This is a genomic window from Burkholderia territorii (genome assembly GCF_902833055.1).
In the GTDB taxonomy this organism is placed as follows: Bacteria; Pseudomonadota; Gammaproteobacteria; order Burkholderiales; family Burkholderiaceae; genus Burkholderia; species Burkholderia territorii.
The window spans coordinates 261,821-286,484 of sequence record NZ_CADFEJ010000003.1 but is presented as its reverse complement, the minus strand read 5'-3'; the positions used below and the strand labels follow the sequence as shown (position 1 = coordinate 286,484).

Annotated in this window: 19 protein-coding genes; 7 read left to right on the top strand and 12 right to left on the bottom strand. The window is 65.1% G+C overall.

The genetic code is table 11. The annotated features are described in order from the left end of the window. The 6 genes from HW466_RS08555 to HW466_RS08530 all read right to left on the bottom strand — a co-directional run bounded on the left by HW466_RS08555 (position 1) and on the right by HW466_RS08530 (position 4,976). Entirely contained in the window at positions 1-1,275 is a 1,275-nt protein-coding gene (locus tag HW466_RS08555) for a fimbrial protein (protein WP_059502170.1), read from the bottom strand. 60 nt (positions 1,276-1,335) lie between these two features. Continuing rightward, entirely contained in the window at positions 1,336-2,667 is a 1,332-nt protein-coding gene (locus HW466_RS08550; protein ID WP_151004490.1) for a type II and III secretion system protein family protein, read from the bottom strand. 64 nt (positions 2,668-2,731) lie between these two features. Next, complete coding sequence (cpaB, locus tag HW466_RS08545; RefSeq protein ID WP_059790744.1) at positions 2,732-3,667, bottom strand: Flp pilus assembly protein CpaB; 936 nt, start codon at positions 3,665-3,667, stop codon at positions 2,732-2,734. Positions 3,668-3,741: 74 nt separating this feature from the next. Continuing rightward, complete coding sequence (locus HW466_RS08540) at positions 3,742-4,185, bottom strand: TadE/TadG family type IV pilus assembly protein (RefSeq protein ID WP_059501843.1); 444 nt, start codon at positions 4,183-4,185, stop codon at positions 3,742-3,744. Next, entirely contained in the window at positions 4,182-4,682 is a 501-nt protein-coding gene (locus tag HW466_RS08535; RefSeq protein WP_151004488.1) for an A24 family peptidase, read from the bottom strand. The genes HW466_RS08540 and HW466_RS08535 overlap by 4 nt, the downstream gene beginning before the upstream one ends. 87 nt (positions 4,683-4,769) lie before the next feature. Continuing rightward, entirely contained in the window at positions 4,770-4,976 is a 207-nt protein-coding gene (locus HW466_RS08530) for a Flp family type IVb pilin (protein ID WP_059447185.1), read from the bottom strand. 666 nt (positions 4,977-5,642) lie between these two features. Here HW466_RS08530 and HW466_RS08525 point away from each other — a divergent pair. The 4 genes from HW466_RS08525 (at position 5,643) to HW466_RS08510 (ending at position 11,182) form a co-directional block, all read left to right on the top strand. Next, positions 5,643-7,331 (top strand): collagen-like triple helix repeat-containing protein, encoded by a 1,689-nt coding sequence (locus tag HW466_RS08525; RefSeq protein WP_176316075.1) that lies wholly within the window; start codon positions 5,643-5,645, stop codon positions 7,329-7,331. A 40-nt stretch (positions 7,332-7,371) separates the two neighbouring features. Beyond that, on the top strand, positions 7,372-8,724 hold the full coding sequence (locus HW466_RS08520; RefSeq protein WP_059501839.1) for a collagen-like triple helix repeat-containing protein: 1,353 nt from the start codon (positions 7,372-7,374) through the stop codon (positions 8,722-8,724). A gap of 144 nt (positions 8,725-8,868) precedes the next feature. Continuing rightward, positions 8,869-10,554, top strand: coding sequence for a ShlB/FhaC/HecB family hemolysin secretion/activation protein (locus HW466_RS08515; RefSeq protein WP_151005432.1), 1,686 nt, complete (start codon positions 8,869-8,871; stop codon positions 10,552-10,554). A gap of 166 nt (positions 10,555-10,720) precedes the next feature. Next, positions 10,721-11,182 carry a DUF2147 domain-containing protein gene (locus HW466_RS08510; protein ID WP_059501835.1) on the top strand — a complete coding sequence of 154 codons (462 nt, stop codon included), beginning with the start codon at positions 10,721-10,723 and terminating at the stop codon, positions 11,180-11,182. A 112-nt stretch (positions 11,183-11,294) separates the two neighbouring features. On the opposite strand, the gene HW466_RS08505 is transcribed toward HW466_RS08510, so the two are convergent. The 6 genes from HW466_RS08505 to typA all read right to left on the bottom strand — a co-directional run bounded on the left by HW466_RS08505 (position 11,295) and on the right by typA (position 20,979). Next, positions 11,295-11,705 (bottom strand): transposase, encoded by a 411-nt coding sequence (locus HW466_RS08505; protein ID WP_060347518.1) that lies wholly within the window; start codon positions 11,703-11,705, stop codon positions 11,295-11,297. A gap of 145 nt (positions 11,706-11,850) precedes the next feature. After that, positions 11,851-12,948, bottom strand: coding sequence for a cell division protein ZapE (gene zapE / locus HW466_RS08500; RefSeq protein WP_060347517.1), 1,098 nt, complete (start codon positions 12,946-12,948; stop codon positions 11,851-11,853). Positions 12,949-13,047: 99 nt separating this feature from the next. Continuing rightward, positions 13,048-14,478 (bottom strand): dihydrolipoyl dehydrogenase, encoded by a 1,431-nt coding sequence (lpdA, locus tag HW466_RS08495; protein WP_060271770.1) that lies wholly within the window; start codon positions 14,476-14,478, stop codon positions 13,048-13,050. Positions 14,479-14,559: 81 nt separating this feature from the next. Beyond that, entirely contained in the window at positions 14,560-15,837 is a 1,278-nt protein-coding gene (gene odhB / locus HW466_RS08490) for a 2-oxoglutarate dehydrogenase complex dihydrolipoyllysine-residue succinyltransferase (protein WP_059447177.1), read from the bottom strand. Positions 15,838-15,973: 136 nt separating this feature from the next. Further along, positions 15,974-18,838 (bottom strand): 2-oxoglutarate dehydrogenase E1 component, encoded by a 2,865-nt coding sequence (locus tag HW466_RS08485; protein WP_059447176.1) that lies wholly within the window; start codon positions 18,836-18,838, stop codon positions 15,974-15,976. Positions 18,839-19,152: 314 nt separating this feature from the next. Next, on the bottom strand, positions 19,153-20,979 hold the full coding sequence (gene typA / locus HW466_RS08480; RefSeq protein WP_151004646.1) for a translational GTPase TypA: 1,827 nt from the start codon (positions 20,977-20,979) through the stop codon (positions 19,153-19,155). Positions 20,980-21,304: 325 nt separating this feature from the next. Here typA and HW466_RS08475 point away from each other — a divergent pair, with 325 nt between their 5' ends. The 3 genes from HW466_RS08475 (at position 21,305) to HW466_RS08465 (ending at position 24,650) form a co-directional block, all read left to right on the top strand. Further along, the gene (locus HW466_RS08475; protein WP_060347516.1) at positions 21,305-21,799 is read left to right on the top strand and encodes a MarR family winged helix-turn-helix transcriptional regulator; all 495 of its coding nucleotides are present in this window, start codon (positions 21,305-21,307) and stop codon (positions 21,797-21,799) included. 84 nt (positions 21,800-21,883) lie between these two features. Then, complete coding sequence (locus tag HW466_RS08470; protein WP_060338810.1) at positions 21,884-23,380, top strand: efflux transporter outer membrane subunit; 1,497 nt, start codon at positions 21,884-21,886, stop codon at positions 23,378-23,380. Positions 23,381-23,432: 52 nt separating this feature from the next. Continuing rightward, a complete protein-coding gene (locus HW466_RS08465; protein ID WP_059447172.1) occupies positions 23,433-24,650 on the top strand; it encodes an HlyD/EmrA/EmrK family protein in 1,218 nt (405 codons plus the stop codon). The last annotated feature ends 14 nt before the right edge of the window (positions 24,651-24,664 follow it).

Sequence of the window (24,664 nt, the reverse complement as noted above, 5' to 3'; positions counted from 1 at the left end):
TTATGACCGCTTGGACGAGGGTTGAATGAAACGTTTGAGCGCCGACAGGCCGGGCGCCGCGCGAGACGCGCCCGCCACGCCCGATACGCCGGGCAGCCGCGTCGCGAGGGATTCGAGGGCGCGAACATACGGATCGCGCTCCGCCGCGTCGATGATGAGCCGTCCCTGGTTCGCCGCATGTCCGATCGCGACGCGACGCGCGGGCAAGGTGCCGACCAGCGACAGCCCCAGACGCTCCGCGATCTGCGCGGGCAGCAGGTCCAGCGCCGGATCGTACTGGTTGACCACGAGCTTGACGCGATCCGTGTCGACGCCCGCATCGCGCAGCCCGGTGAGCAGGTCGGCGGCCGAAACGATCGAGGCGACGCCCTGATCGCAAACCAGCCACGCCTCGTCGGCCGATGCGGCGATCTGCGTGACGAATTCCCGGTTCGTGAACCCGCCGAGATCGACGACCTGCTGGTCGAAGAACGCACGGAAACGGTTCAGCAGCCCGATGCATGATGCATAGGACACGTCGCGCAATCCGCTCAGATCCGGCGGCAGCGTCGTCAGCGCGACGCCGCTCTGGTGCCGCGTGAGCGCGGTGTTCACGAACGTGCGATCGATGCGGCGCAGATTCTGCACGGCGTCGATGAAATGGAATTCGCAGCGCGTGTTCAGGAACAGCGCGCCGTCACCGGCCGGCAACCCCAGGTCGATCAGCGCGGTCTGGCGACCAGCCGGCACGCCGCCGTCCGCGCCGCCCGTTGCGCCCGGGCCGAGCGCGCGCTTCTGCAGCCAGACCGAGAGATTCGCGGCGAGCGTGCTGACGCCCATGCCCGCGCGCGCGCCGAGCAACGCGACGACCTTGCCGTGGCGGCTCGTCGGCTCGGCGACGTGGGACAGCAACCCGCGCGTCGTGCGCAGCGCGTCCTCGGCCGGTGCCGACACGTCGATGAAGTCGCGCACACCCGCACGCAGCGCGGCGAGCGTGCTCTCGGGCTGCGCGAGCGAGCCGAGCGCGATGATCGGCAACCCCGGATGCGCGGCACGCACCGTGGCCGCGGCGACGCTCGCCGCTTCGCTGCGCTCGGAGAAGTCGATGAACACCAGTGCCGGATTGACGCCGGTGATGCGCTGCGCCAGCACGCCGGGGTCCAGCGACGCGGCCTCGACCGCACCGGCCGAGATCAGCGTATCGGCCAGCCAGCGCACATGCGCTTCCTGTGTCGATGCACAAACGAAGTAGTCGGTCACGGCGGGTTCACACAATGATTGAGTTCGTGCATTCATGTCGAACACCCCCGATTACGCATGGCGTAGCGCTGTGCCGCGACGCGCCGTGCTTCAGATTCATTTCGAAAACCCCGGTGCCGCATCCGGCGACGCGACCCCGCCCAGATAGGATCGCCACACCGGCCCGTCACGCTGCTCCGACAACTCGCCAGGCGTCGCGGGCAGCACCGCGCCCTTCGCAATCGGTGCGACGAGATGCGGTGTCACGATGATCAGCAATTCCTTGTCGTTCTGCTGGTAGTTCAGATTCTTGAAGAACGTGCCGATGATCGGCAGATCGCCGAGCAGCGGCACCTTGCTCACGTTCGACAGTGTCTGGCGGTCGATCAGGCCGCCGATCACGAAGCTCTCGCCGTCACCGAGTTCGACCGTCGTGTCGGCACGACGCGTCGTGATCCCCGGCACGGCGACACCGCTGATCGTCACGCTGTTCACGAAGTCGAGCTGGCTCGATTCCGGCGCGACCTTCAGCGCGATCCGGCTCGGGCTCAGCACCGTCGGGGTCAGCGACAGACCGACGCCGTATTGCTTCCACTGGATCGCGGTCGAGCCGAGGCCCTGTGGCGCGGGCACCGGAATCTCGCCGCCCGCGAGGAAGCTGGCGCTCTGGCCGGACAGCGCGACGAGCGTCGGCTCCGCCAGCACGCGCGCCATATTGTTCGCTTCGAGCAGCGACAGGTCGGCGAAGATGCCGCGTCCGGCTGCGTTCACGACCAGGTTGAACGCGGATGCGACCGGTGCGCCGAGCGTCGGGATGTACGAACCCGTGCCCGGGCCCGCTGCGCCGTTATACGACTGCACGCCGCCGGGCGCGAACGAGCCGAACGAAAAGCCGTTGCTCTGCTTGAAGAAATTGAAGCCGATCTGCTTGAGCACCGAACGGCTGAACTCCACCACCCGCACGTCGACCTGCACGACGTTCTTGCCGGCCAGCGTCGAACGATCGATCACCGTGCCTTTCGGGCTCATGTTTTTGGCGACCGCCGCGGCCCGTTCATGCGCATCGAGCGATGCCGCCGTTCCGCGCAGCACCGACGTCCCGCCATACGCCTTCACCTGCGGCGTGGAGCCGTCGAGTACCGCTTGCGCCGCCGCGTCGACGACTTCCACGCTCCATACCGTCGGCTCGTCGCGACCGCGCTCCCACAACATCACGTTCGTCGCACCCGGCGCCTTCGCGGTCAGCAGCACCGAGCCCGAACGACTGCCCTTCATGATCAGCACATCGGCGATTGCCGGATCGCCGACGGCGACCCGCTGCAACGCGTGGCCAGCGGAAATCTGCCGCTGCGCGCCGACCGCGAGCTCGATCGTGCCGCTCGCGCTTGCAATGGAGGCGAATGTCAGGGTCCAGAGAGCAATCGCGAATGCAATCAGTGTGTTTTTCATTGTTTGTTGGACCGTCGCACGGCCGTTACTTGTCGTCGCTGATATCGATGGCCATCGATGTTGTTCAATACGCAACCGTTTCCGACCGGCCGCCGCGGATCACCTCGATACTGCCTCCCCCTCCATTGCCTGCAGACCGCACCGTCGGCGGCAAGCGCGACGGCAGCGGCGGCACATTCACGTTGGCGACTGCGGACCGCGTCGTGCCGGACAGCTGTTGCAGCGATACGCCGGCCGCGGCAAGCGCCGACGGCGACAGCTTGTTGTCCGTGCGCACCGCCACCGTCTGCGTCGCGAGCTCGTCGTCGCGCGGGTTGCGCAGCGCGAGCGTCAGCCGCCCGCTCGCCTCGCCGAGGGTCAGCGCATCGACCTGCGCGGTCGGCACCGCGAGCACCGCAATGCGCGCGTTGCTCGGCTGGCCGTTGTTGCCGTTCGTGCTGTTGCCGCTGTCGCGATCCGGCGTCGCGTCGCCGAACGACAGCACGCGAACCTTCGACATCAGCAGCCGCGCCTGCGTCTGCGACACTTCGCCGTCGAACATCGCACCGCCGCCTTCCCGCTTCAGGTTCAGGAACACGTCGACGAAATTACCGGGCCGCAGCCGGTTGCCGACCGCATTCGTTTCGTCGACCCGAACCGCGATCGCGCGTTCGCCCGGCTCGACGTCCTCGGCGAGGCCCGAAACCAGTGCGCCCGAGACGACGGGCGTCGATGCCGGAATGTCGCGCGCCGGAACGCGCCCGACCAGTGTGGCCGGATCGGAAAACGCCCCTGCCGGCGCCGGGGCGGTCGGCTGAATCTTCAACGCGTCGGCGGCAATCGGCTGACCGGCCGACAGCGTGCGCGCGGCGACCACGACCGGAACCGGCGTTGCGGTCGCAGCCGGTTGCGCCGGAACGGCACTGGACGAACTGCGCCCGAGCATCCATGCATAGATTCCGAGCAGAACGGCGATCGCAATCAGCAGCCCCGCGATGATCTTCGTTACGTTATTGGCCATGTTGTCGTATGGATACCGGATTAGGTCCGTGCAAATCTCTTGGTCTGACGATTAGCGTGGTCGCGATGCGCAACTCATTGAAGCAACGACTGCGAAATCTGGACGACGGCGGTACTTGTCAACGGTTGAGTCAGAATGGTCCCCACAAAGGGCATGGTCGTGACCCAGGCTTGCGGTGAATAGCTCACCGTTACCGACAGGCAATACAGCGACGCGTCGTATTTGCACGCAGGTGCCTGCACCACGACATTCGGCGTGCTGATATTCAGCCAACTCACGACGTTTTTCGCAGCCGCCTGCGCCTTCGCGGTTCGAGTCGTCATATCCGGCGCGTAATTCAGGCCCGCGCGCGCGCCCTCACTGGCGGCGAACGTCAGACTTTGCTGAATCACGAAAACCATTCCGAAACATATGATCGCGTAGCAGATCACGAAGAAAAGCGGAAATATGATTGCGAATTCGACTGCGGTCGCTCCACGCTGCCGCCTGTATCCGCACCGCCTTCTTTGCCGTTTCATCGCGCGCTTCCTCCCGCGACGAGGCAGACGAGCCATACCGCCGCCGGCACGACAAGGCACGCGCCATAAGGTGTCGCGCGGTATCGACCCAGGGTCAGCGCCGGCGCGCCACGCCGCCACAACGTACCGAGCGACGTGCGAGACAACAACAGCACGGCGAGCGCATGAATTCCCGCCGCGACGCTCGCGGCAATCCAGAGCCACATCAGGCCATGCACGCCGCACCATGCGCCGAGGACGGCAAACACCTTTACGTCGGCCGCGCCCATCACCCTCAGGAAAAGGAACGGGAGAAGGCCCACCAGACCGACAAACATGCCGAGCAGCGCCTGAATGCGCACGATGCCGAACGGATTTGCACCGGAAAAGGCGCTTGCCAATGCGGCGATCAACCCGCCGACAACGAGTAAATTCGGAATGCGCCGGGAACGAATGTCACAGGCCGTGACGAGCACCGCCCACGCCAGGAACGCCCCGAAAGAAAAGAGATATGCCATCGCGCCAGACCGGTCGCAGATACAAGTCGAGCGGCTCGCCGCAGCAAGCCGCCCGATATCACACCGAGAGACAATGATTGGGACTGCTTAGCCCAATTTGCACGCCGCAGCGGTGCCCGAGCTACCGACCGTGCTGACGCACGTGCCGATGGTCGAGAACATCGAATTGAGATTAGTGCCGAGCGACGATACACCGGCGATGATGGCAACTGCGACCAACCCCGCGATCAGACCATACTCGATCGCGGTAACCCCGTCTTCTTCCTTGAAGAAGCGCTTGATGAGTGCTTTCATTTTTTAATTCCTCGTGCCTGTATGTACGTTCTTTGGCCTTTTATACGTTGTGCGTCCCCGTATATCTGGCCCTTGCCTCGCGCCGTTCGTTACACATGTGCAACGACAACCGAGTGCACTTTCTTTATATGTCACCCCGAGGGGTGCGTATCACAATTTGATGCAAGTTAACATTCGCGATAGTGATCCTCCTCGAACGTCGTGTACCGGACTGTACATTTCCTTACACCTGCTCCGGATTCTATATCCGATCCTATTTAACTTCCAACTTCTTTTAAGGCGGGATCGAAAAACTTTCCGCGAGCACAACGTATTTGTACGGCGTTTCGGTACGACTTACACATAGGATTTACGATAGGTTAGATGTGCACACCTAATCCACCAGTAAAACACGCGAACCGCCCGTCAGCCTTCCCCGCCCGCCACGTTACGCCGCGCGCGTAACGCCAATGTTGTGACGTTACGTTACGAAACGGCCGTAACCGTTCTCATTCGACTGCTCTTAAACAGATTCAACATTCTTTCAATTTGCCTAAAACCCTTTTCCGACAAGGAATTGCCTCGTTTAAAACCAATCGTCGAACCAGCGGCCATCGAAATGGCACGACAGTTGCAGAGTAATCCTCGCATCACTCAACACAACATCAGCTTCAATGCGAGGACGAAATGGACATTCAGGTTATCCCTCATGGCATGCTCCGGACGACTATGATCGCGGCCACCGTGGCAGCCATGCTTTCCCTCTCCGCGTGCGGCGGTTCCGGTTCCATCAGCAAGGGGCTCAGCGGCGGCTCGAGTTCGGGCGGTGGCGATTCGATCTCCACGTCGGGTGGCGGCACCTCCGGCGGCACGTCCGGTTCGACCAGCGGCAGCACGTCGGGTAGCACGAGCGGCTCGACCAGCGGCAGCACGAGCGGTTCGACGAGCGGCAGCACCAGCGGCACGACGAGCGGGACGACCAGCGGCACGACGAGCGGAACGAGCGGTACCTCGGGCGTGTCGGCGAACCCGGTGGGAACTGTCCTCGCACAAGGCAGCAATGTCGTCACGAGTCTCGGCGGCACCGTATCCGGCCTCGGCTCCATGGTTGCCGGCCAGTCGTTGCCCGGCGTCAACCCGGCGACGACGCAAGCGGCAGGCGGCATCGTGCAGAACGTCGGCGGCGCGGTGACGGCGCTCGGCAATGGCCTCGGCAGCGGCCTCGGCCAGCTCGGCGCGACGAAGGATCCGGTCGGCGTCACGGTCGCCAGCACCGGCGGCGTGGTGAACCAGCTCGGCGGCGCGGTCACGCAGACCGGCAACCTGGTCACGAGTCTCGGCAGCGGCCCGCTGTCGCCGCTCGCGCCGGTCACGGGCGCCGTCGGCGGCCTCGTCGCGCAGGTCGGCAACGCCGTATCGAACGGCGGGACCACGCTGACCAACGTGTTGTCGACCGGTCCGATCCAGCAGGTCACGCAGACGGTCAGCTCGGCGATCACGCCGATCACGACGATGGTCGGCCAGACGACGCAGACGATCGGGACGGCCACCGGCCTCGGCGCCCCGGTCAACACGCTGCTCGGCACGATCGGCAACGGCCTGAACCAGGGTGGCGCACTGATCGCATCGACGGGCGGCAACCCCGTCACGACCGGCCTCGGCAACACCGTTTCGTCGGCCGGCAACACCGTGAAGGCTGTCGGTGGCCTGCTTACGGGCGGGACCGGCGGCACGACCAACCCGCTCGCACCGCTCACGGGCCTGCTCACGACCGTCACCGGCACGCTCGGCGGCGCAGCGGGCGGCACCAGCGGCGGCCCGCTCGCTCCGGTCACCGGCCTCGTCTCGACCGTCACCGGCGCACTCGGCGGTGCAGCGGGTGGCACCAGCGGCGGCCCGCTCGCACCGGTCACCGGCCTCGTCTCCACCGTCACCGGCGCACTCGGCGGCGCAGCAGGCGGCACCAGCGGCGGCCCGCTCGCTCCGGTCACCGGCCTCGTCTCCACCGTCACCGGCGCACTCGGCGGCGCAGCAGGCGGCACCAGCGGCGGCCCGCTCGCTCCGGTCACCGGCCTCGTCTCCACCGTCACCGGCGCACTCGGCGGCGTAGCCGGCGGCAGCAGCGGTCCGCTCGCCCCGGTTACGGGCCTCGTCTCCGCAGTCACCGGCGCGCTCGGCAGCGCAACGGGCGGCACCGGCGGCGGCAACCCGCTCGCTCCCGTGACGGGCGCGCTGTCCTCGGTCACCAGCACGGTCGGCGTACCGGCCCTGAGCGGCAGCACGGGCGGCGCCACGAACTCGGGCTCGGGCTCGAATCTGCTCGCGCCTGTCACGTCGCTGATCGGCGGCCTGCTTGGCGGCACGCACGGCAAGTAATCGAGCATCCATTCATCGACAAGACAGCGAGGAGTCAATCATGTCCCAGCAACGTTCCATCACGACGGCCGTCCTGCGCCAATGGCGCGTGCCCCTCACCGCCTTCGCCGCAGCGTGCCTGCTGGCTGCCTGCGGCGGCAACAGCGTCAGCGCGCCGCCGTCCAGCAACAACGGCGGCGGCAGCTCCAGCGGCACGAGTGGTACGAGCGGCACCAGCGGCACCAGCGGCTCGTCCACCGGCACCAAGGGCGCTGTCAACACGCTCGGCCAGACTGCAACCGATCTCGGCAGCACGATCGGCAACGTCAGTCTGCCGGGCCTCGGCGACGGCGTGACGAAGGGCGTCGGCAGCACTGTCTCGAGCACCGGCACGATCATCAACGCGGCGGCCGATGCGTTGAGCAACGGGCTCGGGCAGACCGGCTCGATCAAGGATCCCGTCGGCACGACGGTCGCGGGCCTCGGCAATGTCGTCGGTGCGACCAGCAACACCGTGTCGGGCCTGAGCTCGACCGTCAAGGCGCTCGGCACGGGCCCGCTCGCGCCGCTCGCGCCGGTCACGTCGCCGGTCGGCACCGTGCTCGACACCGTCGCCAACGGCCTGTCGGCCGCCGGAACGACGATCGGCTCGACGCTGTCGTCGGGGGCCGTGCAGCAAGTGACGCAGCCGCTCAGTTCGGCAATCACGCCGCTGGTGATCACCGCCGGCCAGGTCACGCAACAAGTCGGCACGACCACCGGCCTCGGACAGCCCGTGTCGGGCCTGCTGGGCCAGATCGGCGGCGCGATCAGCTCGGCGGGCAAGCAAGTCGGCAGCACGTCGAATCAGCCGCTCGTCGGCGACGTCGGCCAGCTCGTCACCGCGGTCGGCAACACGGTGACCAACGCAGGCGGCCTCGTGAATCCGAACGGCCCGAACGGCGCGGCACCGATCCCCGGCCTGATCACGAGCCTCGTCGGCGGCTCGACGGCCACCGTGCAGAACGGCTCGTCGTCGGGCTCCGGCTCGACCAACCCGCTCGGCGGCCTGCTGTCCGGCCTCGGCTCGACGCCGCTCGGTTCGCTCACCGGCGCAGTCGGTGGCGCAACGGGCGGCTCGGGCAGCAACCCGCTCGCGCCGGTCACTGGTCTCGTGTCGACGGTAACGGGCGCGCTCGGCGGCGCAACGGGTGGCGCAGGCGGTGCAAACCCTCTCGCGCCCGTCACCGGTTTGCTGAATACTGTCACCGGAGCAGTCGGCGGTGCAGCGGGATCCGGCGCTTCGTCGAATCCGCTCGCACCGGTCACGTCGCTCGTCGGCGGCGTGACGGGGACGGCATCGTCGGGCAGCTCGACGGGGCTCCTCGCGCCGGTAACGGGGTTGCTGGGCACGCTGGGTAGCGTTGGCAAGTAAGGAGGACGGTCGCGCCTTTGCAGCCGGAGCAGGAGGCGCGGCCGTACAAACACAACCGGCAAGGCGGCACGCGGCGCGCGACACCCTGGTGTCGCGCGCCCGCATTAGAAAGAAGACGAAAAGCAAGGCCTACGAGGAAGAACAATGAAATCCAGACTCGACAGTTGGATGATGCTGCTCGCCATCGCGGCAACAGGCACGGCACATGCACAAACGCGCGCGGCGGGTAACCCGCTCGATTCGCTCCCCCAGATCAACGCCCCGCAAAAAGGCCCGAGCGTCACTGTGCAGGTCACGCCGCAGGCACCGCAGCTGCAGGAGTTGCTGTCGCGGCACCTGACGCCGACGACGTTCCAGGTCGAGGGCGTCAAGTCGGTGCCGTTCGACGAAATCTCGCGTCGCTTCACGCCCCTCGTCGGCAAGGACATCACGATCGGCGAGCTGATCGAAACCGCGAACGGCGTGACCAAGCTGTACCAGGATCGCGGCTATGCGCTGTCGTTCGCGTTCATTCCCGCGCAGACCTTCGAGAACGGCGTCGTGCGCGTGACCGTCGTCGAAGGCTACGTGTCGGACGTCAAGGTCACCGGCAAACCCGGTGCGATGGAATCGAAGATCCGCGCGATCGCCGCGCACATCACGGCCGATCGCCCGCTGCGCCGCGCAACGTTCGAACGCTACGTCAACACGTTCGGCCTGCTGCCCGGCCTGACGGTGAAGGCCAACGTTCCGCCGCCGCAAACGACGGACGGCGCGACGACGCTCGAACTGGCCGTCGACCGCAAGGCGTTCAACGTCAGCACCGGCATCGACTTCAATCACCCGGGCGTGCAGGGTCTCATCACCGCGACGGAAAACGGCCTCACGTCGTTCGGCGAGCAACTGAGCATTTCCGCGCTGGTGCCGCCCGGGCGTGACAAGCAGACCTACGTCGCGTTCAGCGGCGCGGTGCCGGTCGGCAGCAGCGGCCTGGTCACGCGCCTCGATGCGAGCACGTATCGCGGCAAGCCGACCGACAACCCGGGGCTGCCGTCGTCCGTCGAGCGCACCGTCAAGAACGAGAAGCTCGGCCTTTCGGCATCCTATCCGTTGTTGCTGAACAACCAGCGCAGCCTGCTCGGCACCGTGTCGGGCTATGCGTCGCACAACGAAGACCGCTATCAGAGCAAGCTCACCGGCAACAGCATCGACACGCGCTCGCAGGTCCGCGTACTGCAAATGCAGCTCGACTACACGAGCGTGTCGGCCAAGCAGGTGCAGAAGCTCAGCGTGAACGTCGCCAAGGGCTTCGACATTCTCGGTGCGTCGAAATCGCAGGACACCACGATCGGCTCGAACACGACCTCGGTGGACAGCCCGGTTTCGCTGACGTTCGTGCGCACCGGCGCAACCTTCACCCAGACCAACGAGTGGCCGTTCAAGATCGGCACGTCGATCTCGCTGACCGGCCAGTACAGCCCCGATTCGTTGCCGACGTCCGAGCAGATCTCGTTCGGCTCCACGCGCTACGCGCTCGGCTATCAGCCTGGCGAAACATCGGGCGACTCGGGCTGGGGAATGTCGCTGGAAGTCAACCGCGGTTTCACGCCGGGCTGGACGTACATGAAATCGATCACGCCGTACATCGCATACGACATGGCGCGCGTGTACCTGCACACGGGCACGCCGTCGCCGAGCCGCCTGTCGTCCGTCGGCATCGGCGTGCGATTTTCGGATAGCCGTTACTACAGTCTCGACCTGAATATCGCGAAACCGGTCGGCGACGCGCCCGTCGAAAGCGCATCGCGCAGCCCGCGCGTGAATGCCGCGTTCTCCTATCAGCTCAACTGATCGGTCACCAAACAGCCCGCGTCTTGCGGGCTGTTTGGATTAGAGTCCCCTCTATCAAACGCAGCACGCGGTTTCACGTATTCTGGCAAAGCTCGCAACAAGCCACCGCCCCATGCAGACGGTCGTGCGGGCGCATCGAATACGACATGAAACAAGGAGGAAGACGATGATTCAACTGACCCGCCCGTTGCGCACACTGGCAATCGCAAGCGCACTGCTCGCTTGCGCCGCCCCGGCATTCGCCCAAGCCGACAGCCCCGTCGGCATGTGGCAGACGATCGACGACAACACCCATCAGCCGAAGGCGCTCGTGCAGATCTCCGACGACGGCGATGGCTCGCTGTCGGGCAAGGTCGTCAAGGGCCTCGGTGCCAACGACACGCCCGATCGCCGCTGCACCGCATGCACGGACGAGCGCAAGGATCAGCTCATCAAGGGCATGACGATCATCAAGGCGATGAAGAAGGACGGCGATCACTGGGACGGCGGCAACATCCTCGACCCGGAAAACGGCAAGGTCTACAAGTGCAAGATGTCGCTGGAAGACGGCGGCCAGAAGCTCGTCGTACGCGGCTACATCGGCGTGTCGCTGCTCGGCCGCTCGCAGACCTGGGTTCGCGCGCAATAACGCAACATAACGCAACGCGCGTCGATACGCGCGACGCAATGAAAAATCGGCCTGCGACGGCGTCGTCAGGCCGATTTTGTTTGGAGCCGAGCGTGCGTGAAATCGATCGACGTCATGCTGCGTGTTTCAGCGCTTCCGGTGCACGACCGCCCTGCGGACGATACGCGGGCGCTGCGGCACTTCGCATCTCCGCCGCCTTCGATTGCGCATGCTTTCGCATCCGCGTGGACAATTCGTTGCACAGATTCACACCGGCGTCGCCGTAGAGCTCGCGCATCACCTCCATCAACGTGCCGGTCTCGTGCCAGACCTTGAAGCGGCGATGGCAGGTCTGGTACGAAGGGTAGCGACGCGGCATCGCAGACCAGGTCGCGCCGCTGTAAATCACCCAGAGTACGCCGTTCAGGACGGCGCGCGTGTTGGCCATCGGACGGCCGCGCAATTCGGTGCGCGGCTGCATTTCGGGCAGAAGCGGCACGACGCAGCGCCACTCATGGTCGGTCAGATCGCGATACGGTGTCATGGACATCTCCAGCCTTAAGAACCATGACTCAACGATATCGGCTGCCCTCAACCATGAATATAAGACAAATCCGAAAATACCCTGAGATCGCGATAATTTGACCGGAATTGACGTTTGAAGGACGCCACTTGCCGGAAAACCGCGATCAGGTCAGCGACGTGTCGACGATACGGCGCGGCGTTTCGAGGTACTCCTTCGACTGCATCTCGACGATCCGCGAGACCGTGCGCGCAAATTCGTTCGCCATCGGTCCTTCGATGTACAGCTGCTCCGCCGGCACGGCCGCGGACATCAGCAGCTTGACCTTGTGGTCGTACAGCACGTCGATGAGCCAGGTGAAGCGCCGTGCCTCGGACGCCATCCGCGGCGACATCTGCGGCACTTCCGACAGCACGATCGCATGGAAGCGGCTGGCAAGCTCGAGATAGTCGTTCTGCGAACGCGGGCCGCCGCACAGCGTCGCGAAATCGAACCAGACGACCCCGTCGGCCTTGCGCAGCGCCTTCAGCTCGCGCTTCTCGATATGCAGGATCGGGCTTTCGTCCGGCACCGCGGCGAGCTTCGCGAATGCATGACGCAGCTCGCGATCGGCGTCCGCGCCGAGCGGCGTGTGGTACATCCGCACCTGCGCGAGCGTGCGCTGGCGATAGTCGACGCCCGCGTCGACGTTCAGCACGTCGAGCTTTTGCTTGATCAGCGCGATCGCCGGCAGCATGCGGTCGCGATGCAGGCCGTCGGGATACAGGTCGTCGGGATCGTAGTTGGACGTCATCACGAACTGCACGCCATTGTTGAACAGGCGATCGAGCAGCCGGTACAGGATCATCGCGTCGGCGATGTCCGACACGTGGAATTCGTCGAAGCAGATCAACCGGTAGCGCTTCGCGATGCGCCGCGCGAGCTCGTCGAGCGGATCGGCCTGCCCCTTCAGTTCCTCGAGTTCGCGGTGTACCTCGCGCATGAATTCGTGGAAATGCAGGCGCGTCTTGCGCTGCACCGGCACCACCGCGTAGAAGCTGTCCATCAGGAAGCTCTTGCCGCGACCGACGCCGCCCCACATGTAGACGCCACGCGGCAGGTCCGGATGATTGATGAGCTTCTTGAACGCGTTCGAGCGACGCGCCTTGTATTCGACCCACTCGTCGAAGCAGCGCTGCAGGCGATCGACGGCCGCGCGCTGCGCGGGATCGGACTGATAGCCGCGCGTGGTCAATTCGCGCGTGTAGTATTCGGTGACGTTCATCGGGCAAACCGGAAAGAACGAAGGCGAGCGGGGAAACCCCGCCCGCCTTCGTCATGAGACGGCTGCGCCGGCCGGTGGCCGGCAGGCGCTACACCGTGCTCAGCTGTTCAGCGAGCGCTTGTCGACGGCGAGCGCCGCTTCGCGCATCACTTCCGACATCGACGGGTGCGGATGGCAGATGCGGGCGATGTCTTCCGACGCCGCCTTGAACTCCATCGCCACCACGGCTTCCGCGATCAGATCCGACGCGTTCGCGGCGATCACGTGCACGCCGAGCAGTTCGTCGGTCTTCGCGTCCGCGATCATCTTCACGAAGCCGTCCGGCGCGTTCATGCCGAGCGCGCGGCCGTTGATCGAGAACGGGAACTTGCCCGACTTGATCTCGCGGCCTTCCGCCTTCAGCTGCTGCTCCGTCTTGCCGACCCATGCGATTTCCGGGTACGTGTAGATCACCCACGGAATGCAGTTGTAGTCGATATGCGGCTTCTGGCCGTCGATCACTTCCGCGACCAGCACGCCTTCGTCTTCCGCCTTGTGCGCGAGCATCGGGCCGCGCACCACGTCGCCGATCGCATAGACGTTCGGCACCGCGGTACGGCAGTGGTCGTCCACGTCGATGAAGCCGCGCTCGTTCGCCTTCAGGCCGATCGCCTCGAGGCCGAGGTTGTCGGTGTTCGGCACGCGGCCGACCGACACGATCAGGCGGTCGGCGTCGAGCGTCTGCGCGTTGCCGTCCTTGTCCGTGTAGGCGATCGACACGCCGTTCGCGGTCGTCTTCACGTCGCCGATCTTCACGCCGAGATGGATGTCGAGGCCCTGCTTCTTGAACAGCTTGGCCGCTTCCTTCGCGAGCGCTTCGTCGGCTGCGCCGAGGAATGCCGGCAGCGCTTCGAGCACCGTCACTTCGGCGCCCAGGCGACGCCACACCGAGCCGAGCTCGAGGCCGATCACGCCTGCGCCGATCACGGCGAGCTTCTTCGGCACCGAGTCGAACGTCAGCGCGCCTTCGTTGTCCGACACGATCCTGTTGTCGACCGGGATGCCCGGCAGGTGACGCGCCTTCGAGCCCGTCGCGATGATCACGTTCTTCGCGGTGACGACTTCCGTCTCACCCTCGCCGCTCACTTCGATCTGCACGCCGGCGTCGGTCTTGCCGGTGAACTTGCCGTGGCCCTTCAGCCAGGTGATCTTGTTCTTCTTGAACAGGAACTCGATCCCGCTCGTCATCTTCTCGACGATCGCATCCTTGCGGCCGAGCATCTTCGCGACGTCGATCTTCACGCCGTCGACCGTGATGCCGTGATCGGCGAGGTGATGCGACGCGTTCTCGAACTCTTCCGACGACGCAAGCAGCGCCTTCGACGGGATGCAGCCGACGTTCAGGCAGGTGCCGCCGAGCTTCAGCGCGCCGGCCGGGTTCTTCCACTTTTCGATACAGGCAACGGTCTTGCCGAGCTGCGCGGCGCGAATCGCGGCGATGTAGCCGCCGGGGCCTGCGCCGATCACGACGACGTCAAATTCCTTGGACATGACAATCCTTTCTACTTGTACGCCCGCACGGTCGCGCGTGTGCGCAACCGTGCGGCGCGGGTCAATGCAGTGAGACTCGGCTTACAGGTCGAGCAGCAGGCGTGCCGGATCTTCCAGCGCATCCTTCATCGCGACGAGCGACAGGACGGCTTCGCGGCCGTCGATGATGCGGTGGTCGTACGACAGTGCCAGGTAGTTGATCGGACGGATCACGATCTGGCCGTTTTCGACGACCGGGCGCTCCTTCGTCGCGTGCACGCCGAGGATGGCCGACTGCGGCGGGTTGATGATCGGCGTCGACAGCATCGAGCCGAACACGCCGCCGTTCGAGATCGAGAACGTACCGCCCGTCATTTCCTCGATCGACAGCTTGCCGTCCTTCGCCTTCTGGCCGAATTCGGCGATCTTCTTCTCGATGTCGGCGAGGCTCATTTGATCGGCATTGCGCAGGATCGGCACCACGAGGCCGCGCGGCGAGCCGACGGCGATACCGATGTCGAAGTAGCCGTGGTAGACGATATCGTTACCGTCGATCGACGCGTTCACGAGCGGGAACTTCTTCAGCGCGTGCACGGCCGCCTTCACGAAGAACGACATGAAGCCGAGCTTCACGCCATGTTCCTTCTCGAACTTGTCCTTGTACTTGTTGCGCAGCTCCATGACCGGAGCCATGTTGACTTCGTTGAACGTCGTCAGGATCGCGTTGGTCTGCTGCGACTCGAGCAGACGCTCGGCGATACGCGCACGCAGACGCGACATCGGCACGCGCTGTTCCGGACGATCGTTGAGCCACGTCGTGGCCGACGCCGGCACCTTCACTTCCGGCAGCGACGGCTTCGCAGCGGCGGTCTTTGCCGGTGCGGCGGCCGGAGCGGCCTTCGGTGCGCTGCCTGCGGCCAGCGCGTCGCCCTTCGTGACACGGCCGTCGCGGCCCGAACCTGCGACGTCGCCTGCCGACAGGCCCTTCTCGGCCAGCAGCTTCGCTGCGGCCGGCGATGCGGCGGCCGAGCTCGATGCGACCGCGGCAGCCGGTTGTGCGGCCGGTGCGGCTGCGGCGGGTGCTGCGGCCGGCTTCACTTCGGCGGCGCCCGCTGCTGCTTCGGCAGCCCCTGCCTTCGCTTCGGTGTCGATCGTCGCGATGACCTGGTCGGCAACGACCGTGTCACCGTCGTTCTGCAGCACTTGCGCGAGCACGCCCGCGGCCGGTGCCGGCACTTCGAGCACGACCTTGTCGGTCTCGAGTTCGATCAGGATTTCGTCCTGCGCGACTGCTTCGCCCGGCTTCTTCTTCCACTGCAGCATGGTGGCTTCCGAAACCGACTCCGAAAGCTGGGGGACTTTGACTTCTACGATAGCCATGTGATTTTCCTGGATGCTTAATCTGGGTAATGACGAGGTTCGTGCGATTCCTTCGGCCGATGCGGCGCGCGACGCGCCCGGCGGGCCAAAAGACACGGGAAAGCGCGCTGCGCCTTCCCGTTTCGCTTGACGTCGGTTATTTCGCGATCGATGCGCTCTTCAGGCGGCCGAATGCACCTTCGATGAGGGCCTTCTGCTGCTCGTAGTGCTTCGCGTAGTAGCCAACCGCCGGCGAGGCCGAAGCCGGACGGCCGCTGTATGCCAGCTTCTGCCCTTCCTTCATGCCTTCCTTCAGGTGGTGCTCGACGTAGAACCAGGGGCCCTGGTTCTGCGGCTCGTCCTGCACCCAGACCACTTCAGTCGCGTTCTCGTACTTCTTCATTTCCGCTTCGAACTGCTTGTGCGCGAACGGATACAGCTGCTCGATACGGATGATCGCGACGTCGTTCGCCTTCGCTTCGCGGCGATGCGCGACGAGGTCGTAATACACGCGGCCCGAGCACACCAGCACGCGCTTGACCTTCTTCGCGTCGATGCCGCCGTCGGTTTCGCCCAGCACCGGCTGGAACGAGCCCTTCGCGAGCTCCGACAGGTCCGACACCGCTTCCTTGTGGCGCAGCAGCGACTTCGGCGTTGCGACGATCAGCGGCTTGCGGAACAGGCGGATCATCTGGCGGCGCAGCAGGTGGAAGATCTGCGCCGGCGTCGTCGGCTGAACGACCTGCATGTTGTGATCGGCACACAGCTGCAGGAAACGCTCGATACGCGTCGACGAGTGTTCCGGACCCTGGCCTTCGTAGCCGTGCGGCAGCAGCATCGTGAGACCCGACACGCGGCCCCACTTCACTTCGCCCGACGAGATGAACTGGTCGATCACGACCTGCGCGCCGTTGACGAAGTCGCCGAACTGGGCTTCCCACAGCACGAGCGTGTTCGGCTCGGCGGTCGAGTAACCGTATTCGAAGCCCAGCACCGCCTCTTCCGACAGCACCGAGTCGATCACCGTGAACTTCGCCTGACCGTCGGCGATGTTCTGCAGCGGCACGTACGTGCCGTCGTTCCAGCGCTCGCGGTTCTGGTCATGCAGCACCGCATGACGGTGCGTGAACGTGCCGCGGCCCGAGTCCTGGCCGGTCAGGCGCACCGAGTAGCCCGATGCGACGAGCGACGCGAAGGCGAGGTGTTCGCCCATGCCCCAGTCGAGCGGCTGGTCGCCGCGCGCCATGTTGCGGCGGTCGTTGATCACGCGCTCGACGAGCGGGTGGACCTTGAAGTTTTCCGGGACCGTCGTGATGCGTTCGCCGAGGCGCTTCAGTTCGGCGAGCGGCACGGCCGTATCTGCCGCGTCCGTCCACTTGCGGTTCAGGAACGGAACCCAGTCGACCGCGTACTTGCTCTTGTAGTTCGACAGCACCGGATCGACGGTGTGGTGGCCGTCGTCCATCGCCTTGCGGTACGCCTTCACGTAGTTGTCGGCGTCTTCCGCGGTGATCACGCCCTGCTGCACGAGCTTCTCCGCGTACAGCGCACGGGTGCCCGGGTGCTGCGCGATCTTCTTGTACATCAGCGGCTGCGTGACCGCCGGCGTGTCCTGCTCGTTGTGGCCCAGCTTGCGGAAGCAGACGATGTCGATCACGACATCCTTGTGGAACTGCATCCGGTAGTCGATCGCGATCTGGGTCGCGAGGACGACGGCTTCCGGATCGTCGCCGTTCACGTGCAGCACCGGCGCTTCGATCATCTTGACCACGTCGGTACAGTACAGCGTCGAGCGCGCGTCGCGCGGGTCGGACGTCGTGAAGCCGATCTGGTTGTTGATGACGATGTGCAGCGTGCCGTGCGTGCCGTAACCGCGCGTCTGTGCGAGGTTCAGCGTTTCCATCACGACGCCCTGGCCGGCAAAGGCCGCGTCGCCGTGGATCTGCACCGGCAGCACCTGCAGGCCGTCTTCGTCGCCGCGGCGGTCCATCCGTGCCTTCGCGGAACCTTCGACCACCGGGTTCACGATTTCGAGGTGCGACGGGTTGAACGCGAGCGACAGGTGGACCGGGCCGCCTTCGGTCGACACGTCCGACGAGAAGCCCTTGTGGTACTTCACGTCACCGGCCGGCAGGTCGTCGACGTGCTTGCCTTCGAATTCGGCGAACAGGTCGGCCGGCATCTTGCCGAGCGTGTTGACCAGCACGTTCAGACGGCCGCGGTGCGCCATGCCGATGATGATTTCCTGCACGCCGCGCTTGCCTGCGTGCTGGACGACTTCGTCCATCGCCGCGATGAAGCTTTCGCCGCCTTCGAGCGAGAAGCGCTTCTGGCCGACGTACTTGGTGTGCAGATAGCGCTCGAGGCCTTCCGCTGCCGTCAGGCGGTTCAGGATGTGCTTCTTCTTGTCGACCGAGAAGGACGGCGTCGCGCGGATCGATTCCAGGCGCTCCTGCCACCAGCGCTTTTGCTCCGGATCGCTGATGTACATGTATTCGGCGCCGATCGTGCCGCAATACGTGTCACGCAAGCCCTTGACGATGTCGCGCAGCGATGCCTGGTCGAAACCGAAATACAGGTTGCTTGCGCTGTAGGTCTGGTCGAGGTCGCCTTCGGAGAAGTCGTAGAAAGCAGGTTCGAGTTCGGGAATGGCGGGACGTTCGCGACGCTTCAGCGGATCCAGATTGGCCCATTGCGAGCCGAGGAAGCGATATGCGCTGATGAGGGACTGGACATGGACCTGCTTGCGCGCGGTCGCCAGGTTGCTCGTGCTTTCGCGCGGGATGAAGGCATTGGCCTTCGCGCGCTCGGCAAACGATTCGACGATCGGGAAGTGAGCGACGTCGTTGGCGTTCGAGCCGTCGGTTGCAGGCACGTTCTGCAGCGCGTCGAAATACTCTCGCCAGTTCTCCGGCACCGATGCCGGATTGTTGAGGTATGCATCGTACAGTTCTTCAACGTACGAAGCATTGCCGCCGAACAGATAGGAGTTCAGCTGAAACTGCTTCATTACATCTGACATTTTACGCTCACCTTTCTTCGAGCTTCTCGAGAAATAGCGGGTTACTCAACCTTCCGCGACACGGCCTGACCGTTTAGCGGATTGCGAATCAAGTCTTGCTTGGAAGGACCTAAAACTTGCGTGCGCGCAGCATATCACAGAACCGATACCGAAGTTCACGCCGAGCACGCCTGAAAGCGCCGCGCGGCGGGGGTTTTGCCGGATTGCGGCGCGCTGCGGGAACAGTGTTTTACAGCGCGCCCGATTGCACACCGCGCAAATGCAAAAAGGCTGCCCGAAGGCAGCCTTTTTCGTCATGCGGGAACGGCCGATGCTCAGTCGACCGCGCCTTCGCGGCTCGCGCGGCGACGCTCGTGTTCCTTCAGGAAGCGCTTGCGCAGACGGATCGACTGCGGCGTCACTTCCACGAGTTCGTCGTCGTCGATGAACTCGACCGCGTATTCGAGCGACATCTGGACCGGCGGCACGAGACGCACGGCTTCGTCGGTGCCCGACGCACGCACGTTGGTCAGCTGCTTGCCCTTGATCGGGTTCACGACGAGGTCGTTGTCGCGGCTGTGGATGCCGATGATCATGCCCTCATATAGCGCGTCGCCCGGCTTCACGAACATGCGGCCGCGATCCTGCAGCTTCCACAGCGCGTACGCCACTGCCGCGCCGTCGTCCTGCGAGATCAGCACGCCGTTGCGGCGCTCGAACACCGAGCCGTCCTTGACCGGTGCGTACGAGTCGAAGATGTGGCTCATCAGGCCCGTGCCGCGCGTCAGCGTCAGGAATTCGCTCTGGAAGCCGATCAGGCCGCGCGCCGAGATCTTGTACTCCAGACGCGTGCGGCCGCGGCCGTCCGATGCCATGTCGAGCATTTCGCCCTTGCGGCGACCGAGCTCTTCCATCACGCCGCCCTGGTGCTCGTCCTCGACGTCGACCGTCAGCAGCTCGTACGGCTCGTGGCGCACGCCGTCGATTTCCTGCATCACGACGCGCGGACGCGACACGGCCAGCTCGTAGCCTTCACGACGCATGTTCTCGACGAGAATCGTCAGGTGCAGCTCGCCGCGGCCCGACACTTCGAACACGGTTTCGTCGCCCGTATCCTTCACGCGCAGCGCGACGTTGTGGTTCAGTTCCTTCATCAGGCGATCGCGGATCTGGCGGCTCGTCACGAACTTGCCTTCGCGGCCGGCCAGCGGCGACGAGTTGACGAGGAAATTCATCGTCAGCGTCGGCTCGTCGACGGTGATCATCGGCAGCGCTTCCGGCGTGTCGACCGCGCAGATCGTCGCGCCGATGCCGACGTCTTCGATACCGTTGATCAGCACGATGTCGCCGGCTTCGGCCGATTCGACCTGCACGCGCTCGAGACCCTTGAACGACAGCACCTGGTTGATCTTGCGGTTGAGCACGTCGCCTTCCGGACCGAAGCGCATCGCGACGGGCTGACCCGGCTTGATGCGGCCGCGCGTGATGCGGCCGACGCCGATGCGGCCGACGTACGTCGAATAGTCGAGCGACGTGATCTGGAGCTGCAGCGGCGCTTCCGGATCGGCCGGGCGAACCGGCACGTGCTTGAGGATCGCCTCGAACAGCGGACGCATGTCGCCTTCGCGGGTCGCCGGATCGAGCGACGCATAGCCGTTCAGGCCCGATGCGTAGACGATCGGGAAGTCGAGCTGCTCTTCGGTCGCGCCGAGCTTGTCGAACAGGTCGAAGGTCTGGTTGATGACCCAGTCGATCCGCGCGCCCGGACGGTCGACCTTGTTGATGACGACGATCGGCTTCAGACCGAGCGCGAGCGCCTTCTTCGTGACGAAGCGCGTCTGCGGCATCGGACCCTCGACGGCGTCGACGAGCAGCAGCACCGAGTCGACCATCGACAGCACGCGCTCCACCTCGCCACCGAAGTCCGCGTGCCCCGGCGTGTCGACGATGTTGATGTGCGTGCCTTCATATTCGACCGCGCAGTTCTTCGCGAGAATCGTGATCCCGCGCTCCTTTTCGATGTCGTTCGAGTCCATCACCCGCTCGGCAATCTGCTGGTTCTCGCGGAAGGTGCCGGACTGGCGGAGCAGTTGGTCGACGAGCGTGGTCTTGCCGTGGTCGACGTGAGCGATGATGGCGATGTTGCGAAGGGCGCGGGTCATAGAAACCTGGAAATCGTTGAACGCGCAAACGCGCACGCTCGTCAGTCACCGGGACACGTGCGCGCGCGTTGCAGCTTGGAAAGCCTCAAATTATAGCACGTGAGGATGTCGAAAGCCGGACTCGCCTTTGCAATGCAGCAAACCGCACCTCCCTGCCCTCGCTGCGCACCTCGGCCGGCACCGCCGATGGCGACCAGAAGACCCTGACGCCGACAAGGAGATTTCGGACCGGGGAGCGCGCCCTCGCCCGTTCGATTAACATTTGCCGCGGCAAGCAATTGTGCCTATACTGCTGCCTAGTCAACTATTGCAGCTTCAGGGTTTTATGTCGGATTCTCCTTCCCAACCGTCCGTCTCGCCGCTGTCCACGTATCAGATGAACGACAGCGTCGGTTATCTGATGTCGCGCGTGAAATCGGTGATGACCAACCTCGTCACGCAGCGCACGCAGGAAGAGCTCGGCATCACGGGCACGCAGGCGAGCATGCTGTTCATGATCGCCGTCGGCAAATGCTCGACAGCCGCCGAGCTCGCGCGCGAATACGGGATCGACGCGAGCGCGGTCACGCGCCTGCTCGATCGCGTCGAAAAGCGCGGGTTGCTGTCCCGGGTGCGCAGCATCGAGGATCGGCGGGTCGTGCGTCTCGAGCTGACCGACGAAGGTCGCGCGCTGGCGGAGCGGCTGCCGCCGGTATTCCGCAGCGTGCTCGACGAACTGCTGGACGGTTTCACGCCGGAAGAAGTCGGTTTTCTGAAGAGCATGCTGCGGCGCATTCTCAGCAACTATTGCGAGACCGCCGGCAGTAGCGTCACGCAATAGTTGCCATAACAATTACTTTTGACAGATTAATGTAAGGAAATCCTTGCAGTGTCCATCATTCATTCCGAGTCAGGGAACAGCGCGATGAAATCCTCCCCGTTGTCCGTGCGCGCCGGGTCGTGCCGCGCCGCCATCGCCGCCGCGGTCGCCGCGCTGGCGCTGGCGGGCTGCGCAAACTACATCGGCATCAAGAGCGACAAGCAGATCGCACCCGCGTCGCAATTCGAAACCGCCCAGAGCCTGCCCGCCCAGGGCGGCCAGTGGCCGACACTCGACTGGGCAAACCAGTTCGGCGATCCGCAACTGCCGAAGCTGATCGACGAGGCGCTCCAGGGCAACCCGTCGATCGCGCAGGCACAGGCGCGCATCGCCAAGGCGTCGTCGTACATCGAATCGTCGCGCTCGAACCTGATGCCGAAGGCCGAAGCCAGCTACTCGTGGACGCGCGAGCTGTATTCGTCGAACGCACTGTTCCCGCCCCCGTACGGCGGCCAGTGGTACAGCGAGAACAACGCGCTCGCGAGCGCATCGTGGGATCTGGATCTGTGGGGCAAGAACCGCGAGCGCCTGCATACGGCCGTGTCGCAGGAAAAGGCCGCCGAAGCCGACATGCAGCAGGCGCGCATCACGCTTGCGTCGTCGGTGGCCCGCACCTACAACTCGCTTGCGCAACTGTATGCGCTGCGCGACATCGCGCAACGCGAGATCACCAACCGCCAGACGGTCGGCAAGATCACCGACGGCCGCGTGTCGGCCGGCCTCGACACCAACGTGGAACGCCAGACCGCGCGCGGCAACATCGCGACGACCCAGGCGTCGCTGTCCGACCTCGACGGCCAGATCACGACCGTGCGCTACCAGCTCGCCGCGCTGCTCGGCAAGGGGCCGGATCGCGGTCTGCAAATCGCCGCACCCGTGATGAACCCGACCGGCGAAGTCGCGCTGCCGGGCAATCTGCCGGCCGACCTCGTGTCGCGCCGCCCCGACATCGTCGCCGCGCGCTGGCAGGTCGAGGCCGCCATGCACGACGTGAAGGAAGCGAAGGCGGAATTCTTTCCCGACGTGAACCTCGCGGCCGGCTTCGGCTTCGATGCGTTCGGCTGGGGCAAATTCCTGAATTTCGCGAGCCGCCAGGCGCAGTTCGGGCCGGCCATCCACCTGCCGATCTTCGATGCGGGTGCGTTGCGTGCGCAGCTCAAGGGCCGCTACGCGGACTTCGACCTGTCGGTCGCGAACTACAACCAGACGCTGATCAGCGCGCTCAACGACGTCGCGACACAGGTCGCATCGATCCGCGCGGTCGACCGCCAGATGGACGACGCGCAGCGCGCGCTCGACGCGTCGACGCGTGCGTACGACCTCGCCGTGATCCGCTACAAGGCCGGCCTGTCGCCGCAGCTCCAGGTGCTGACCGCCGACAGCAACCGCCTCGCGTCGGAGCAGACGGTGACGAACCTGAAGATGCGCCGGCGCGACATGCAGCTCGCGCTGATCAAGGCGCTCGGCGGCGGGTTCGATGCGACCGGCACGCGGCTCGCCGCGCCCGACGCCGACAAGCAGACGAAACAGGCCGCCAACTGATCCGGCGCCACCACTACGCAGACACTCGAAATAACGGACGGAGAAAATCGCCATGAGCGACCCTCAACAAAACGCCGCCAGCGCCCAGCCGCAGAACAACGGAAAGCGCAAACGGATGATGACGCTGCTGATCGCGGTCATCGCGATCGCGGCCATTGCGTACGGCCTGTACTACTTCCTGGTCGCGCGCTTCCATGAAGAGACCGACGACGCGTACGTGAACGGCAACGTCGTGCAGATCACGCCGCAGGTCACGGGCACCGTGATCGCCGTGAAGGCCGACGATACGCAGACGGTCAAGGCCGGCGATCCGCTCGTCGTGCTCGACCCGGCCGACTCGCAGGTCGCGCTGCAGCAGGCCGAGGCCAACCTCGCGCAGACGGTACGCCAGGTGCGCGGCCTGTTCGTCAACGACGACCAGTACCGCGCGCAAGTCGCGCTGCGCCAGTCCGACCTGTCGAAGGCACAGGACGACCTGCGCCGCCGGATGGCCGTCGCGCAGACGGGCGCCGTGTCGCAGGAAGAAATCTCCCACGCACGCGACGCCGTGCGCGCCGCGCAGGCGTCGGTCGACGCGGCGCAACAGCAGCTCGCATCGAACCGCGCACTGACCGCGAACACGACCATCGCGTCGCATCCGAACGTGATGGCCGCGGCTGCGAAGGTTCGCGACGCATACCTCGCGAACGCGCGTAACGTACTGCCCGCGCCGGTCACCGGCTATGTCGCGAAGCGCTCGGTGCAGGTCGGCCAGCGCGTGTCGCCGGGCAACCCGCTGATGTCCGTCGTGCCGCTGAATGCAGTGTGGGTCGATGCGAACTTCAAGGAAGTCCAGCTCAAGCACATGCGCATCGGCCAGCCGGTCGAGCTGACGGCCGATATCTACGGTTCGTCGGCGGTCTACCACGGCAAGGTGGTCGGCTTCTCGGCCGGCACGGGCTCGGCGTTCTCGCTGCTGCCGGCGCAGAATGCGACGGGCAACTGGATCAAGGTCGTGCAGCGCCTGCCGGTGCGTATCGAGATCGATCCGAAGGATCTCGAGAAGCATCCGCTGCGCATCGGCCTGTCGATGCAGGTCGACGTCGACATCAAGGACGAGCGCGGCGACCAGCTTGCCAATGCACAGAACACGGTCTACGAGACGAACGTGTTCGCGAAATACGGCGACGAAGCCGACGCCGAGATCGCGCGCATCATCGCCGAGAATGCCGGCGGCAACGCGCCGGCGCCGGCCGCCGCGAAGTCGGCGAGCGTCGCGAAGATGATGTAACGGATCCGACTCCG

What these genes read in the sequence shown, in the direction of transcription:
- HW466_RS08555 (WP_059502170.1), bottom strand. Translation starts at nt 1,275, where the DNA reads ATGAATGCACGAACTCAATCATTGTGTGAACCCGCCGTGACCGACTAC.
- HW466_RS08550 (WP_151004490.1), bottom strand. Translation starts at nt 2,667, where the DNA reads ATGAAAAACACACTGATTGCATTCGCGATTGCTCTCTGGACCCTGACA.
- cpaB (WP_059790744.1), bottom strand. Translation starts at nt 3,667, where the DNA reads ATGGCCAATAACGTAACGAAGATCATCGCGGGGCTGCTGATTGCGATC.
- HW466_RS08540 (WP_059501843.1), bottom strand. Translation starts at nt 4,185, where the DNA reads ATGAAACGGCAAAGAAGGCGGTGCGGATACAGGCGGCAGCGTGGAGCG.
- HW466_RS08535 (WP_151004488.1), bottom strand. Translation starts at nt 4,682, where the DNA reads ATGGCATATCTCTTTTCTTTCGGGGCGTTCCTGGCGTGGGCGGTGCTC.
- HW466_RS08530 (WP_059447185.1), bottom strand. Translation starts at nt 4,976, where the DNA reads ATGAAAGCACTCATCAAGCGCTTCTTCAAGGAAGAAGACGGGGTTACC.
- HW466_RS08525 (WP_176316075.1), top strand. Translation starts at nt 5,643, where the DNA reads ATGGACATTCAGGTTATCCCTCATGGCATGCTCCGGACGACTATGATC.
- HW466_RS08520 (WP_059501839.1), top strand. Translation starts at nt 7,372, where the DNA reads ATGTCCCAGCAACGTTCCATCACGACGGCCGTCCTGCGCCAATGGCGC.
- HW466_RS08515 (WP_151005432.1), top strand. Translation starts at nt 8,869, where the DNA reads ATGAAATCCAGACTCGACAGTTGGATGATGCTGCTCGCCATCGCGGCA.
- HW466_RS08510 (WP_059501835.1), top strand. Translation starts at nt 10,721, where the DNA reads ATGATTCAACTGACCCGCCCGTTGCGCACACTGGCAATCGCAAGCGCA.
- HW466_RS08505 (WP_060347518.1), bottom strand. Translation starts at nt 11,705, where the DNA reads ATGACACCGTATCGCGATCTGACCGACCATGAGTGGCGCTGCGTCGTG.
- zapE (WP_060347517.1), bottom strand. Translation starts at nt 12,948, where the DNA reads ATGAACGTCACCGAATACTACACGCGCGAATTGACCACGCGCGGCTAT.
- lpdA (WP_060271770.1), bottom strand. Translation starts at nt 14,478, where the DNA reads ATGTCCAAGGAATTTGACGTCGTCGTGATCGGCGCAGGCCCCGGCGGC.
- odhB (WP_059447177.1), bottom strand. Translation starts at nt 15,837, where the DNA reads ATGGCTATCGTAGAAGTCAAAGTCCCCCAGCTTTCGGAGTCGGTTTCG.
- HW466_RS08485 (WP_059447176.1), bottom strand. Translation starts at nt 18,838, where the DNA reads ATGTCAGATGTAATGAAGCAGTTTCAGCTGAACTCCTATCTGTTCGGC.
- typA (WP_151004646.1), bottom strand. Translation starts at nt 20,979, where the DNA reads ATGACCCGCGCCCTTCGCAACATCGCCATCATCGCTCACGTCGACCAC.
- HW466_RS08475 (WP_060347516.1), top strand. Translation starts at nt 21,305, where the DNA reads ATGTCGGATTCTCCTTCCCAACCGTCCGTCTCGCCGCTGTCCACGTAT.
- HW466_RS08470 (WP_060338810.1), top strand. Translation starts at nt 21,884, where the DNA reads ATGAAATCCTCCCCGTTGTCCGTGCGCGCCGGGTCGTGCCGCGCCGCC.
- HW466_RS08465 (WP_059447172.1), top strand. Translation starts at nt 23,433, where the DNA reads ATGAGCGACCCTCAACAAAACGCCGCCAGCGCCCAGCCGCAGAACAAC.